13 protein-coding genes are annotated in these 14,711 nt (G+C 68.2%); 5 read left to right on the top strand and 8 right to left on the bottom strand.

The window, feature by feature from the left end; genetic code table 11:
* The first annotated feature begins 417 nt into the window (after positions 1 to 417).
* Both AC6RA4_RS03095 and AC6RA4_RS03090 read left to right on the top strand, forming a co-directional pair.
* Positions 418 to 3,495 (top strand): valine--tRNA ligase, encoded by a 3,078-nt coding sequence (locus AC6RA4_RS03095; RefSeq protein WP_500157294.1) that lies wholly within the window; start codon positions 418 to 420, stop codon positions 3,493 to 3,495.
* Between the two features lie 355 nt (positions 3,496 to 3,850).
* A complete protein-coding gene (locus AC6RA4_RS03090) occupies positions 3,851 to 4,258 on the top strand; it encodes a c-type cytochrome (RefSeq protein ID WP_500157292.1) in 408 nt (135 codons plus the stop codon).
* Between the two features lie 131 nt (positions 4,259 to 4,389).
* On the opposite strand, the gene AC6RA4_RS03085 is transcribed toward AC6RA4_RS03090, so the two are convergent.
* The gene (locus AC6RA4_RS03085) at positions 4,390 to 5,202 is read right to left on the bottom strand and encodes a DUF1353 domain-containing protein (protein ID WP_500157290.1); all 813 of its coding nucleotides are present in this window, start codon (positions 5,200 to 5,202) and stop codon (positions 4,390 to 4,392) included.
* Between the two features lie 200 nt (positions 5,203 to 5,402).
* Here AC6RA4_RS03085 and AC6RA4_RS03080 point away from each other — a divergent pair, with 200 nt between their 5' ends.
* Positions 5,403 to 5,588, top strand: a complete 186-nt coding sequence (locus AC6RA4_RS03080) for a CTP synthetase (RefSeq protein WP_500157288.1) — start codon at positions 5,403 to 5,405, stop codon at positions 5,586 to 5,588.
* Here the strand turns inward: AC6RA4_RS03080 and AC6RA4_RS03075 are convergent.
* Entirely contained in the window at positions 5,573 to 6,028 is a 456-nt protein-coding gene (locus AC6RA4_RS03075; RefSeq protein ID WP_500157286.1) for a low molecular weight protein-tyrosine-phosphatase, read from the bottom strand. The genes AC6RA4_RS03080 and AC6RA4_RS03075 overlap by 16 nt on opposite strands.
* A gap of 53 nt (positions 6,029 to 6,081) precedes the next feature.
* Here AC6RA4_RS03075 and AC6RA4_RS03070 point away from each other — a divergent pair, with 53 nt between their 5' ends.
* Positions 6,082 to 6,771 carry an NAD-dependent deacylase gene (locus AC6RA4_RS03070; RefSeq protein WP_500157284.1) on the top strand — a complete coding sequence of 230 codons (690 nt, stop codon included), beginning with the start codon at positions 6,082 to 6,084 and terminating at the stop codon, positions 6,769 to 6,771.
* A 67-nt stretch (positions 6,772 to 6,838) separates the two neighbouring features.
* Here the strand turns inward: AC6RA4_RS03070 and AC6RA4_RS03065 are convergent, their stop codons facing one another.
* The 4 genes from AC6RA4_RS03065 to meaB form a co-directional block, all read right to left on the bottom strand.
* Positions 6,839 to 7,327: a copper chaperone PCu(A)C gene (locus AC6RA4_RS03065; protein ID WP_500157283.1), complete on the bottom strand. Its 489-nt coding sequence runs from the start codon at positions 7,325 to 7,327 to the stop codon at positions 6,839 to 6,841.
* A gap of 39 nt (positions 7,328 to 7,366) precedes the next feature.
* Positions 7,367 to 7,684, bottom strand: coding sequence for a hypothetical protein (locus AC6RA4_RS03060; RefSeq protein ID WP_500157281.1), 318 nt, complete (start codon positions 7,682 to 7,684; stop codon positions 7,367 to 7,369).
* A 138-nt stretch (positions 7,685 to 7,822) separates the two neighbouring features.
* On the bottom strand, positions 7,823 to 8,113 hold the full coding sequence (rpmB, locus tag AC6RA4_RS03055) for a 50S ribosomal protein L28 (protein WP_222603583.1): 291 nt from the start codon (positions 8,111 to 8,113) through the stop codon (positions 7,823 to 7,825).
* Positions 8,114 to 8,371: 258 nt separating this feature from the next.
* Positions 8,372 to 9,361 (bottom strand): methylmalonyl Co-A mutase-associated GTPase MeaB, encoded by a 990-nt coding sequence (gene meaB, locus AC6RA4_RS03050; RefSeq protein WP_500157279.1) that lies wholly within the window; start codon positions 9,359 to 9,361, stop codon positions 8,372 to 8,374.
* A gap of 288 nt (positions 9,362 to 9,649) precedes the next feature.
* Between meaB and hrpB the strand changes: the two genes are divergently transcribed.
* Positions 9,650 to 12,094, top strand: a complete 2,445-nt coding sequence (gene hrpB / locus AC6RA4_RS03045) for an ATP-dependent helicase HrpB (RefSeq protein WP_500157277.1) — start codon at positions 9,650 to 9,652, stop codon at positions 12,092 to 12,094.
* A 66-nt stretch (positions 12,095 to 12,160) separates the two neighbouring features.
* Here hrpB and gnd read toward each other — a convergent pair whose 3' ends face one another.
* Entirely contained in the window at positions 12,161 to 13,561 is a 1,401-nt protein-coding gene (gene gnd, locus AC6RA4_RS03040) for an NADP-dependent phosphogluconate dehydrogenase (protein WP_500157275.1), read from the bottom strand.
* 197 nt (positions 13,562 to 13,758) lie between these two features.
* Complete coding sequence (gene argF / locus AC6RA4_RS03035; RefSeq protein WP_500157296.1) at positions 13,759 to 14,685, bottom strand: ornithine carbamoyltransferase; 927 nt, start codon at positions 14,683 to 14,685, stop codon at positions 13,759 to 13,761.
* Positions 14,686 to 14,711: the final 26 nt, after the last annotated feature.

Below are 14,711 nucleotides of genomic sequence, written 5' to 3'. Positions count from 1 at the left end.
ACGCGCCCGACAGTTTCGAAGCCCCTCTCCTCCTCCATGGGGCGTTCGATAATCGGCGGGATCTATCCTCATCCCAGATCCCGCCGCACCCTACATCCGGACCTGACGGTCCAGCCGGTTTCCGGAGCCCTCTCCTCCTCCCGGGCGGTCGGAATCATCAGACGGCGGTGCCCCTCCTCCTCCCGGGCGCCGCCGTTTTTGTTTTGGTCATGGTTTTCTGCTGGCTGTCCCGGCGTCGTCGCCGGATGGCGGGCGATTTTGGGGCTCTGCCCCGTCCGCGCGGGGCCGCGCGGACTCCCCGGGATATTTTGGGCCAGAAGAAACCAGGGGGGCGGCGCGGGACGTGCAGCCTTTCCCTTTGCCGCGCCATTGGGTAGACGAGGCGGGACAATGCATGCAGGCACGGGAAGACGACCCATGGCGATGGAAAAGACCTTTGACGCGGCCGCCGCAGAGGCGCGCATCTACGAAGCATGGGAACAGGCGGACGCCTTTGCCGCCGGGGCCAACGCCTCGCGCGACGAGAGCTTCTGCATCATGATCCCGCCGCCCAATGTGACGGGCTCGCTGCACATGGGCCACGCCTTCAACAACACGCTGCAGGACATCCTCGTGCGCTGGCACCGGATGCGCGGCTTCGACACGCTCTGGCAGCCCGGGCAGGATCATGCCGGCATCGCCACGCAGATGGTCGTGGAGCGTGAGCTCGCCAAGGACTCGAGCAATGCCACCCGCCGCGAGATGGGCCGCGAGGCCTTTACCGCCAAGATCTGGGAGTGGAAGCAGCACTCGGGCGGCACCATCATCAACCAGCTCAAGCGCCTCGGCGCCTCCTGCGACTGGTCGCGCAACGCCTTCACCATGTCTGGCGCCGAGGGCGCACCGGCCGGCGAGGAGGGCAACTTCCACGACGCGGTGATCAAGGTCTTCGTCGACATGTACGAGAAGGGCCTGATCTACCGCGGCAAGCGGCTGGTGAACTGGGACCCGCATTTCGAGACCGCGATCTCGGATCTCGAGGTCGAGAATATCGAAGTGCCGGGCCACATGTGGCACTTCAAGTACCCGCTGGCGGGCGGCGCGACCTACACCTATGTGGAGAAGGACGAGGACGGCAATGTGCTCTTCGAGGAAGAGCGCGACTACATCTCCATCGCCACCACCCGCCCCGAGACCATGCTGGGCGACGGTGCCGTCGCGGTGCACCCGTCTGATGAGCGCTATGCGCCGATCGTCGGGCAGCTCTGCGAGATCCCGGTGGGGCCGAAGGAGCATCGCCGCCTGATCCCGATCATCACCGACGAGTATCCCGACCCGGCATTCGGCTCGGGCGCGGTGAAGATCACCGGCGCGCATGATTTCAACGACTACCAGGTCGCCAAGCGCGGCGGCATCCCGATGTATCGCCTGATGGACACCCGCGGCACCATGCGCGCCGACGGCACCTCCTATGCCGAGGCCGCCGAGACCGCGCAGAAGGTCGCCCGTGGCGAGCTCACGCTCACCGAGCACGAGGCCGACGCGCTGAACCTCGTCCCCGATCACCTGCGCGGGCTCGACCGGTTCGAGGCGCGCGAGGCGGTGGTGCGCGAGATCACCGAAGAGGGCCTCGCGGTGATGACCGAGGTCACCGATCCGCGGCTGGGCAAGGCCGCCGCCAAGGCCCCGCTCGCCCCCGAGGAAGGCGGCGAGGCGCGGGACGAGGAGGCACAATGGGTGCCGCTCGTCGAGGCCAAGCCGATCATGCAGCCCTTCGGCGACCGCTCCAAGGTGGTCATCGAGCCGATGCTCACCGACCAGTGGTTCGTCGACACCGCGCAGATCGTCGGGCCGGCGCTTGATGCCGTCCGCGAGGGCCGCGTGCGGATCATGCCCGAGAGCGGCGAGAAGACCTATTACCACTGGCTCGAGAACATCGAGCCCTGGTGCATCTCGCGCCAGCTCTGGTGGGGCCACCAGATCCCGGTCTGGCACACCCCCGGTCTCGGCGACGAGTGGCGCTCGTTCTGCGCCGCCTCCGAGGAAGAGGCGCTGAAGAAGATGCACGCCTTCTTCGGCGAAGATGCGGAATTCCTGATGGTCGCGGATGCGGCGGCGGCGGAGGATCACCTCGCCGCGCTGCTCGAGCAGGGCACCGATTTCACCGGCGTCGACCAGCGCCGCCGGCCGCAGGCGATCCCGGTGTTCCGCGATCCCGACGTGCTCGATACTTGGTTCTCCTCGGGCCTCTGGCCGATCGGCACGCTGGGCTGGCCCGAGAAGACCGCCGAGCTCGAGCGTTACTTCCCCACCAGCGTGCTGGTGACCGGGCAGGACATCCTGTTCTTCTGGGTGGCCCGGATGATGATGATGCAGCTCGCCGTGGTCGACGAGATCCCGTTCAAGGACGTCTACCTGCACGGGCTGGTGCGCGACGCCAAGGGCAAGAAGATGTCCAAGTCGCTCGGCAATGTCGTCGACCCGCTCGAGATCATCGACGAGTACGGCGCCGACGCGCTGCGCTTCACCAATGCGGCGATGGCCTCGCTCGGCGGCGTGCTGAAGCTCGACATGCAGCGCATCGCCGGCTACCGCAACTTCGGCACCAAGCTGTGGAACGCCGCCCGCTTCGCCGAGATGAACGGCGCGGTCGGTCTGGCAGGCGACCGCCCTGCCCCTAAGGCCACGGTGAACAAGTGGATCCTCGGCGAGACCGCGCGGGTGCGCGAGGCGGTCGATGCCGCCCTTGCCGACTACCGCTTCAACGATGCGGCGCTGTCGCTCTATGCCTTTGTCTGGGGCGTGGTCTGCGACTGGTATGTCGAGTTCTCGAAGCCGCTCCTGCAGGGCGAGGACGAAGCCGCCAAGGCCGAGACGCAGGCGACCATGTCGTGGGTGATCGACCAGTGCCTGATCCTGCTGCACCCGATCATGCCCTTCATCACCGAAGAGCTCTGGGGCACGCTGGGCGAACGCTCGAAGATGCTCGTGCATGGCGACTGGCCGACCTACACCAAGGACGAGCTGCTCGACCCGGCGGCGGATGCCGAGATGCGCTGGGTGATCTCGCTGATCGAGGGCGTGCGCTCGGCGCGGGCCCAGATGGGCGTGCCGGTGGGGCTCTACGTCCCGGTGCTGGTGACCGAGATCGACGCCGCCGGCGAGGCCGCCTGGGCCAACAACGAGGCGCTGATCAAGCGCCTGGCGCGGCTCGAGAGCCTCACGAAGGTCGAGAGCTTCCCGAAGGGCTGCGTCACCGTGCCGGTGGGCGGGGCGACCTTCGGTCTGCCGCTGGCCGACATCATCGATGTCGAGGCCGAGAAGGCGCGTCTGGAGAAGAACATCGCCAAGCTCGGCAAGGAACTGGGCGGCCTGCGCGGGCGTCTGAAGAACCCGAAGTTCGTCGAGAGCGCGCCCGAGGAGGTGGTCGAGGAGACCCGCGAGAACCTCGCCGCGCGCGAAGAGGAAGAGGCCAAGCTCAAGGAGGCGCTGGCGCGCCTGGCCGAGATCGGCTGAGCCCGACACTTTCTAGCTGAAACCGCAACCGCCGCCCCAATGGGGCGGCGGTTTGCGTTTGGGAGGCCGATCGCAGCCCGCCCGAGACCGTTCGGAGCCGCAGCGGTGACCTGTCGGCACTGAACCTGAAATACCTCTTTTGCCAGAGCGGCTTGCCTCTGGTTTGCTGCCACATTCGCCAGCCCCCGAAGCGCCCCTCGCCCCGCATTGCCCCGCCCGGGACCGCGCCCTCCGGGTTCCGGCCTTGATCGAGGTCAAGCGGACTTCCGGCAATGCCATGTAGATTTAAAGACGGTGGTTTCGGTTCGAGAGGCCGCTGAAGATGCATTTCAGAGCTGGAGGAGGAGCTCTTACAATGAAGGGATTTTATACGACGATTTGCGCTTTTCTCGTTGCCGCGCCGATGCAGGGTCTGGCTCAGGATGCCGATGTCGAGGCCGGGCATATGGAGTTCATGGCGTCCTGTGCGGGCTGCCATGGCGAGTCCGGAAAGGGAGATGGCCCTCTGGCAGAGATTCTGCAAATCGAGACACCCAGCCTGACCCTGCTCACCAAGCGCACCGGGGGAGGAGATGTCCCGTTCTACAATACATTGAAGCTGATCGATGGCCGGGATGTCCGCGCGCATGGCGGTGAGATGCCCCTCTGGGGCGAGCGCTTCCAGGCGTCCGCAACAAGCCAGCGCGGCGAGACCGCGGATATGGTGGCGCGAGGGCGGATCCTGTCTCTCGTCTACTATCTGCAGTCGATTCAGGAAGAATAGATGCGGCAGCAAAACCGGGCTGTCCTCGCAGGGAGCCTCGAACCGGCCGGAACCGGGCGCTGCCCCGGAACCGGTGTGATGTGCCCGGATATGGCCGTTGAGGCGGCTTGAAGGAGCGCCCCGTTGCGGCCTTAAGCGTCTTCGTAGAACGCCTCGTCATAAACGGGTTCTTCGTAGACCGGTGCGCTGTAGACCGGCTCCTGATAGCTCGGCTCTTCATAGCCCTGCATGCGCCCCTCTCCGCCATCGGGAAGGAGATGGCTGAAGATGTCGGGATGTTGGCGCAGGATGCGCCTCTCGAGCCGCAGCAGGTACGCCTCCAGTTCGGAGAGCGACGGGTCGTTCTCCTCGACATAGCGCTTGGCCTGCCGCATCGCCTGCTCCAGGCTCGCCGCCGGGGCATCCTGCAGCGACACGTAATGGTTCCAGCGCGGCCCGCCGAGCCAGACCGCCGCGAACAGGACCTTGGCGCGCTGCTCGGGGGTGCCCGCTGCAACCAGCGCATCGAAGAACATCCGGTGCACGTCTTGCCAGCGTCCGTTGTGGTAATTCGCCGTGCCCTCATTGCCGATGCCGCAATAGGCATCGTGCAGCGCGGCGGCGTTGACGTATTCCGGCGCGGTGGGCTGCCCGACGATGGGCACAAACAGCTTCGGGATCGAGGCGCCGTCGGTCAGAACCCCCGGCGGGGCGCTCCAGACGCGGGCCTGCGCATCGGTGAACTGCAGCGTCTCGGCGACGGGCCGGAAGGCGTAGGGCCGCTTCGGCAGCGTGACCACCCGGTCAGAAACCTTGAGCGGGCTGTTCTCGTAGCTGCAGGAGCCGGGCCGCGCGGCGCAGTTCACATCCTGCATGGTGCGCAGATCGTCGACATCCTGCTGGGTCGGCACGGCGCAGGCGGACAACATCAACAGGCCTGCGCCGAGAAAGGGCAATCTCTTCATCATCGAAATCCTGACAGCTCAAATGCAATGTCCGAAAATCTGCGGCAATGCCCCGATGTCTGCAAGTCTCACGCGATGGTTGAATACCTGAATTGACCCTTTGCCCTTTTCTTGATCCCGATCAAGGAACACATCTTATATCTGAGATGTATTTTCCCGGCAGGCCGGCTCTTCCGGGCGGCCCCTCAGGAGACAGACCCATGCTCAGACTTGCCGGCATCCTTTACTCGCTGATCGGCACCACGCTGGCGGGCAGCTTTATCGTGGCCGCTCTCGTCGCTGGCTTCGACACGCTGGTGCCGATCGTCGCCTCTGCGGCGGTGGGCGCATTGCTTGCCTTCCCGGCAACGTGGTTCGTCACCCGCGCGATCTATTCCGAAAGCTGATCGAGCAGCCCGCGCGCGGCGATCTCGATGAGATCGAGCGCGCCGTCGAAATCGCGGGTGAAGTATGGATCCGGCACCTCGCTCGCGCCGGTGCCATGGGCGTAGTCGGTGAAGAGCCGCAGCTCGGCGCCGCCTTGTCCCGGCCGCATCCGTTCGAGATTGGCAAGATTGTCGCCGTCCATCGCGACGATCAGGTCGAAGCGCTCGAAATCCGCCCGGCGCACCTGCCGCGCCCGCAGCGGCGATAGGTCGTAGCCCCGGGCGCTGGCCGCCGCCTGCATCGGGCCATAGGGCGGATTGCCGATATGCCAGTCGCCGGTGCCGGCGCTGTCGATCTCGAGCGCGAGGCCCCGCTCTGCCGCCATCTGCCGCACGACGCCCTCGGCGGACGGCGAGCGGCAGATATTGCCGAGGCAGACGAAGAGGATACTCTGGGTCATGGGCGCGCTCCTTTTGCGCCCGAACCTAGCGCGGCAGACAGACAGGGAAAAGCATGGCGGACAAGATCGTGATTCTCACCGGGGCCGGCATCTCGGCCGAAAGCGGGCTCGGCACGTTCCGCGACGAGGGCGGGCTCTGGGCCCAACACCGCATCGAGGACGTCGCGACGCCCGAGGGCTTCGCACGAGATCCCGCGCTGGTGCACCGCTTCTACAATGCCCGCCGGGTACAGGCTGCGGGCGCCGCGCCGAACCCCGCCCACGCCGCGCTGGCGCGGCTGCAGCGCGAGTGGCCCGGCGAGGTGGTGATCGTGACGCAGAATGTCGACGGGCTGCACGAGAAGGCCGGCGCCACGGCGATCCACATGCATGGCGAGCTTTCCGGAGCGCTTTGCTACGCCTGCGGCCACCGCTGGACCGCCCCGCCCGAGATGGTGCCCGGAGAGCCCTGCCCCGCCTGCACCAGCCCCGCGGGGCGGCCCGACATCGTCTGGTTCGGCGAGATGCCCTACCACATGGACGAGATCGAAACTCACCTGACGAGCTGCGACCTCTTCGCCTCGATCGGCACCTCCGGGCAGGTCTACCCGGCTGCGGGCTTCGTGCAGGAGGCGGCCTATGCCGGCGCCCGCACCATCGAGCTGAACCTCGCCGACAGCGAGATCAGCCGCGCCTTCGAAGACCACCGCATTGGCCCCGCCAGCGAGGTGGTGCCCGCATGGGTCTCGGAGCTGCTCGACTGAGCCCGACATGGAAAGGCCGCGCCCGGGTCTGCCCCGCGCGCGGCCCCTTTCACGACTGATCCGGGGCTCAGTTGCTCATCTTGGTCATGTCGCCGTGCTTCATGTCATGCGTCTTGCCGTGCATCGGCTGACGTTCAAGATCCACCGGGATCTCGACCACCACCTCGCCGGCCTTCTCGAAGGTCAGCGTCACGGTCACGGTCTCGTCCTGCACGAAGGGCGCGTTGAGCCCCATGAACATCACGTGGTCGCCGCCGCGCGCCAGCGCGTGCTCGCCCTGTGCTGGGATGACGAAGCCTTCCTCGACTTCCATCATCTTCATCACGCCGTTGCCGTCGGCCACGTGGGTGTGCAGTTCGACCTTCTTGGCGGCGTCGGAGCTGGCCGAGACCAGCCGGTCGTCGCTGTCGCCGGTGTTCTCGATCACCATGAAGGCGGCGCCGGTCTTGGCGGTGGCCATGGCGCTGCGGGCATAGGCATCGTGCACGGCGATCTCGGCGAGGGCGGGCGTCGAAAGGGCCAGCGCAGCGGCGCCGGCGAGAATCAGGGATTTCATATTGTCTGTCCTGTGGTCTGTGAGGTCTGTGTGTGAAACTCAGACCGGGACCGGAGGATCGCGAGCCTGCGCAGCGGGCGCCCGCAGCCCCTGGCCGCGCACCGCCGCCAGCATCTGCGGCAGCGGAACCCAGTCCAGCAGCCGCAGCGGCGGTTCCCAGGCCCCGCCGGCAGAGAGGAACAGGGTCAGCAGCCCGTCAGGGCAGACATGGCTCTGCGAGACCGGCTCGCCCTCGGCATCGACCATCACGGTGGTAAGGCCAAGCCCGGAACAGATCACCATCTGCCCGACAGGCACCGGCTGGGCGCGCGCCACGGCCATCTGGAACCCGGTCAGCGCGACCGCCAGAGACAGCAAAACTACGACCAGTGTATATCTTGCCCGAACCATCGCCGAAGGTTTAGGCAACACGGCGAGAAAAGTCATGTGACAAAAGGAAACAGCCCCGACGCGGCTTGCATCGGGGCTGTGGATGATTCTGTGGAATCAATTGGCTCAGGCCTGCGCTGCGCGGGCCTTTGCGATCTCTTTCTTCAGCTTCAGCGCGTTGGCGCTGAGCTCGGTGTCCTTGGCTTTGTCCAGGAACTTGTCCAGACCGCCGCGGTGGTCGACCGAACGCAGGGCCGAAGCCGAGATGCGCAGCTTCACGCCGCGACCCAGGGTCTCGGACTGAAGGGTCACATCGTTCAGGTTCGGCAGGAAGCGCCGCTTGGTCTTGTTGTTGGCGTGGCTCACGTTATGACCCGTCATCGGGCCTTTGCCGGTCAGTTCGCATACGCGCGACATGGGTCCATCCTCATCGTCTTTGGGCTTCGGACCGGTGAGAGGCAGCTCAGGCCGGTCGTTCCGCCAATATGAAAGGGCGCCACCAGGGGCGCCCGGAATCTGGTCGGGCTTCTCTAGCTCCAAGCCCCTCGCGCGTCAACCCCTTCCCCCGGCCTTTCCCGACGCCCGCAAAACCACCTGTTTCAGGCGCTTTTCACGCCCTCCGCGCAGCGTCGCCCGGTGCCCGCCAGAGCCGCCGCGGCGCGGCCCCGAATCCCCTCAGGCCGGCGGCACCTCGCCGAGATAGGTCTCGAGCAGCTCCTCTGCCGCGGCGGCGGCGCTGATCTCTCCGGCCTCGACCTGATGCGCCAGCGCCGCCATGGCGCCCTTGACCGGCTCGCGCCGCAGCCGCGCCAGCAGCCCCTCGCGCACCTCGGCCTCGAACCAGTAGCGCGCCTGCGCCGCCCGGCGGGCCTCGAAATGCCCCGCCTCGCGCCGCCAGTCGTTGAGCGTGGTCATCTCTTCCCAGGCCCGGTCGAGCCCGTTCTCCTCCACCGCCGAGACGGTCAGCGCCTTGGGAAAGCCCTCCGGGTCCTGCACCCGCTTGCGCAACAGCCGCAGCGCCCCGGCGTAATCGGCGCAGGTCCGCGTCGCGGTGGCCTTGAGGTCGCCATCGGCCTTGTTGATCAGGATGATGTCGGCGGTCTCCATGATGCCGCGCTTGACACCCTGAAGCTCGTCGCCGCCGGCGGGCGCCAGAAGCAGCAGGAACAGGTCCGACATCTCCGCCACCACGGTCTCCGACTGGCCCACCCCCACGGTCTCGATCAGGATGACGTCGAACCCGGCGGCCTCGCAGAGATCGATCGCCTCGCGGGTGCGCCGCGCCACGCCGCCGAGATGCGATTGCGAGGGCGAGGGCCGGATGAAGGCGTTGCGGTCCCGCGACAGCCGCTCCATCCGGGTCTTGTCACCGAGGATCGAGCCACCAGACCGCGCCGAGGACGGATCCACCGCCAGCACCGCGACCTTGAGCCCCTGCGCCGTCAGCATCATCCCGAAGGCCTCGATGAAGGTCGACTTGCCGACCCCGGGCGTGCCCGAAAGGCCGACCCGCAGCGCCACGTTGTCATGCCCGTGCAACCGCTCGATCAGCGCCCGCGCCTGCACCCGGTGGTCGGCCCGCCCACTCTCCACGAGCGTGATAGCCCGCGCCAGCGCGCGCCGCTCGCCAGCCAGGATGCGCGCCGCAAGATCCTCGATATCCATGCCTCTGCCCTCTTCACTGCCGCCCCCGACCTGACCCTCAAGCCGCCCCGATGTCCACCCCCTCTCCCGTCTCCTCCGTCTCCCGTTCGCCAGGAGCGCCCCCGCGCCGCCGCACACCGCCCCCATCTTCTCTGGTTCAAAAATACCTCGGGGGAGTCCGCCCACGGCGGACGGGGGCAGCGCCCCCACCGCCACACCGGTCCCACCCAGCGCAACATCAGCCAGCGCGCCAACCCCAACACACCGCCCCTCTCGACGCCGCCCCCATCCTCCCGCATAACCCCCACCATGATCCGCCTGCCCATCGACGACGCCCTGCCCGAGCTCATCTCCGCCCTCCGCACCGAGGGCCGCGCCGTGCTGCAGGCGCCGCCCGGCGCCGGCAAGACCACCCGCGTGCCGCTGGCCATGCTCGAGGCCGGGCTCACCGACCAGACCATTCTGATGCTCGAGCCGCGCCGCCTGGCCGCGCGCGCCAGCGCCGCGCGCATGGCCGACACGCTGGGCGAGGCCCCGGGCGAGACCGTGGGCTACCGCATCCGCGGCGAGGCCAAGGTCTCGAAAGCCACCCGCATCGAGGTTGTGACCGAGGGCATCCTGACCCGCATGCTGCAATCCGACCCCGAGCTTTCGGGCATCGGCGCGGTGATCTTCGACGAGTTCCACGAGCGCTCGCTCAACGCGGATCTCGGCCTCGCGCTCTGCCTCGAAGTGGCCGGTGCCCTGCGCGACGACCTGATCCTGCTCGCCATGTCCGCCACGCTCGACGCGGGCCCCGTGGCCGAGCTTATGCAGGCCCCGATCGTCACCTCGCAAGGACGCGCCTTCCCGGTCGAGACCCGCTGGCTCGAGACGCCGCTGCCGAAGCAGCGCCGCTTCGAGGAGAGCATGGCCGATCTCATCGCGAAGGCGGCTTCGGAGACCAAGGGCGGCCTGCTCGCCTTCCTGCCGGGCGAGAGCGAGATCCGCCGCACCGAGGCGCTTCTGAAAGGCCGCCTGCCCCGCGACGTGACGGTGCGGCCCCTCTTCGGCGCCATGGAGTTCGCCGCCCAGCGCGCCGCGATCCGCCCCGACAAGGACGGTCGCAAACTGGTCCTTGCCACCGCCATCGCCGAGACCTCGCTCACCATCGAGGACATCCGCGTGGTGATCGATGGCGGCCGCGCAAGGCGCGCCCGGTTCGACCCGGGTTCCGGCATGGCACGGCTGGTGACCGAGCGCGTCACCCGCGCCGAGGCCACCCAGCGCGCCGGTCGCGCGGGCCGCGTCGCCGAGGGCGTGGCCTACCGCCTCTGGACCAAAGGCGAGGAAGGCGCGCTGCAGGCCTATCCCCCGGCCGAGATCGAGACCGCCGATCTCGCCGGGCTGGCGCTCGAACTGGCGCTCTGGGGCGCCACGCCCGACGATCTGCCCTTCCTGAGCGCGCCGAACCCTGGCGCCTATGCCGAGGCCCAGGCGCTGCTGCAGATGCTGGGCGCGCTCGACGACGCGAGCCGCATCACCGAGCACGGCAAGGCGCTGGCAGCGCTGCCTCTGCACCCGCGTCTGGGCCACATGCTGACGCTCGCGGGCGCGCAGGCCGCGCCGCTCGCCGCCCTGCTGGCCGAGCGCGACCCGCTCACAGGTGCCCCTACCGATCTGACCCTGCGGCTCGAGGCGCTGCGCGACCCGAAGCGCTTCGCCGAGACCGGGCCCTACGGCCTCAGCCGCGCAGCCCTCGAGCGCATCCGATCCGAGGCGAAACGGCTGCGCTCGAAGGCGAAGAGTCTCCGCGAGGAGACGATGAGCCCCGCCGCCATGGCCGCGCTCGCCTATCCCGACCGCATCGGCCTGCGGCGCAAGGGCGATGCCCCGCGCTTTCAGCTTTCGGGCGGCAAGGGGGCCATACTCGACGCCGCAGACCCGCTGGCCTCGGCCCGCCTCATCGTGGTCACCGACACCGACGGCAACCCGCGCGAGGCCCGCATCCGGCAGGCCACGCAGATCACCGAAAGCGAGCTGCGCGCGCTCTTCCCCGAGCAGATCCGCTGGCACGATCTCTGCGCATGGTCGAAACGCGAGCGCCGGGTATTAGCGCGCCAGCAGGAGCGGCTCGGCGCCATCGCGCTCGACGACCGGCTCTGGAAGGACGCGCCTCCGGACGCGGTCGCCCGCGCGATGCTCGACGGGGTGCGCGATCTCGGCCTCTCCCTCTCCGACGCCGCCCGCCGCTTCTGCGCCCGCGTCGCCATCGGCCGCGAGGGCGGGCTCGACCTGCCCGACATGTCCGAGCCTGCGCTGACCGAGTGTCTCGAGGATTGGCTGCTGCCCTACCTCACGGGGGTGAAGTCCGCCGAGGACTGGAAGCGCTTCGACCCGCTGCCAGCGCTACGCGCCCGGCTCGACTGGGGCCAGATGCAGGCGCTCGACGCCGCGGTGCCCGGCAAGTTCACCACGCCGCTCGGGCGCGAGATCCCGATCGATTATTCCGGCGAGCACCCCGAGATCGCGCTGCGCCTTCAGGAGATGTTCGGCCAGCGCAGCCACCCGATGGTGGGCCGCCGCCCGCTGCGCGTCACGCTACTCTCGCCGGCGCGCCGCCCGGTGCAGACCACGATGGACCTGCCGGGCTTCTGGGACGGCTCCTACGCCGATGTGCGCAAGGACATGAAGGCGCAATATCCCAAGCATCCCTGGCCCGAGGACCCGCGCGAGGCAGATCCTACCCTGCGCGCCAAGCCGCGGGGGCAGTGAGGGGCGCTGCCCCTCTTGGCCCTTCGGGCCAATTCACCCCGAGGTATTTTTGAACCAGAGAAGATGCTAGCCCCACCAGGGGCCGTGAGGGGCATCCTGTCCGTCGACCCTCTCGAAGCCGTGGCGGCCGAAGAAGTCGCGCTGCGCCTGGATCAGGTTGGCGGTGCCCTCGGGCTGGCGCAGCGCGTCCCAGAAGGAGAGCGCCGAGGTCAGGACCGGGAGGGGGTAGCCGGCGGAGATCGCCGCGGAGACGATCCGGCGCAGCGCCGGGATACCCTTGGCGAAGGTCTCGGCGAAGCGCGGCGCAAGGAGAAGCTGGTCAAGCAGTGGGCCGTCGCGGAAGGCGCCGGCGATATCGTCAAGAAGCTTTGCCCGGATGATGCAGCCGGCGCGCCAGATTTCGGCGATGCGGGCGAAATCGAACTCCCAGCCGTACTCCTGCGAGGCACTCGCGAGAATGCGGAAGCCCTGCGCGTATTCCAGCACCCGCGCGGCCAGCAGCGCGGGCTCGAGATCGGCCTCACTGATCTGAAGGCTATCGCGCTCCGCGCCGAAGGCGGCGCCGGCGGCAACGCGGAGATCCTTCTCCGCCGACCAGGCGCGCGCGGCCACCGCGCCCTCGATCATCGTCGCGGACTGGCCGAGCTTGACCGCCTCGATGGCGGTCCAGCGCCCGGTGCCCTTCTGCCCGGCGCGGTCGAGGATGGCATCGACCATTGGGCCCGCGCCCAGCGGATCGTCGTAGCGCAGCACAGTGGCGGTGATCTCGAAGAGGTAGCTGCCGAGCGGGCCCTCATTCCACGCCGCGAAGCGATCGGCGATCGTGCCGGTGTCGAGGCCCATCCCGTGGCGCAGCAGGTCGTAGGTCTCGGCGATCATCTGCATGTCGGCATATTCGATGCCGTTATGAACGGTCTTGACGAAATGCCCCGCGCCGTCGGGCCCCATGCGGTCGACGCAGGGATCCCCCTCGAAGCGGGCCGCGATCGGCTCGAGCAGCGGCTTCAGCCCCTGCCAGCTCTCGGAGGAGCCGCCGAACATCATCGAGGGGCCGTGGCGCGCTCCGTCTTCACCGCCCGAGACCCCGAGCCCGACGAAATGCAGCCCGTGCTCGGCCAGCCGCGCAGCACGGCGGCGGGTGGCGTGGAAATCGGCGTTTCCGGCATCAATCACCGTGTCGCCCGCATCGAGCAGCGGGATGACGTCGTCGAGCAGCGCGTCGAGCGGCCCGGTGGAGGGGATCATCGCCAGCAGCAGGCGCGGCTTGGGCAGCAGCGCCACCAGCGCCGCGAGATCCGGCGCCGTGGTCACCTCGCCGCCAAGCGGTGCGGCGCGCTCCGAGAACGCCGTGATCATGTCGTCGGTGCGGTTCGAGACCGCGATGGGCACGCCCTTCTCGACCATGTTGAGCGCCAGCGCCGCGCCCATCGTGCCCAGCCCGTAGATACCGATTTTCGGGTCCGCCATGTCTGCCTCCGTGATCGTGACAGCGCTAACCTAAAGCGCCCCGGGGCCGGAACAATATGCGCTCACGCACAGGCGATGTCCGCCCTCGCCGCCCCCGCGCCCCGCTCCTGGCTTCTCTACGTTCCAAATACTCAAAAAAGAAACCGGGCCGCCCGCGAGAGGCAGCCCGGCCGGGTGCAGCATATCCGCCGCCAAAATCAGCCGCCGAGGCACCAGCGCATGATCGCCTTCTGGGCGTGCAGCCGGTTCTCGGCCTCGTCCCAGATGACCGATTGCGGCCCGTCCATGATCTCGGAGGTGACCTCCTCGCCGCGATGGGCCGGCAGACAGTGCATGAAGAGCGCGTCCTTGCCGGCGGCCTCCATCAGCTTGTCGTTAACCTGGTAGGGGCGCAGCATGTTGTGGCGGCGCTCGCGGGCGGACTGCGCGTCATGCATCGAGACCCAGGTGTCGGCGACCACCAGGTCGGCGCCCTCGACCGCCTTGAACGGGTCGCGCTCGATAGTGATGGTGCTGCCCTGGTTGCGGGCGAGGCCGACGAATTCCATCTCGGGGTCGAGCTGCACCGGGCCGGTGAAGGTCAGGTCGAAGCCGAACTGGCCGGCGGCGTGCAGGAAGGAGGCGCAGACGTTGTTGCCGTCGCCGCACCACACCACCTTCTTGCCGGCGATCGGGCCGCGATGCTCCTCGAAGGTGAGGATGTCGGCCATGATCTGGCAGGGATGGGTGCGGTCGGTGAGGCCGTTGATCACCGGCACGTCGGCATATTCGGCCATCTCGGTCAGCACCGCCTCGTCGAAGGTGCGGATCATGATCATGTCGACGAAGCGCGACAGCACGCGGGCGGTGTCGGCGATGGTCTCGCCGTGGCCGAGCTGCATGTCGGAGCCCGAGAGCACCATGGTCTGGCCGCCCATCTGGCGCACGCCCACGTCGAAGGAGACACGGGTCCGGGTCGAGGGTTTCTCGAAGATCAGCGCGACCATGCGGTCCTTGAGCGGAAGATCGTCGTCGGGAGCGGCGCGCGGGCGGCCGTTGCGCTTGTCCTTGATCGCCTTGGCGGCGTCGATGATCGCCCGGAGGTCGTCCTTGTCGGTCTTGTGGATGTCGAGGAAGTGGTTCATGCGAATGTTCTTTTTGTCTGTCGGGG

This window comes from Salipiger sp. (assembly GCF_059781815.1).
Note: the sequence above shows the minus strand (reverse complement) of the source record. Positions and strands in the feature narration are given on the sequence as shown.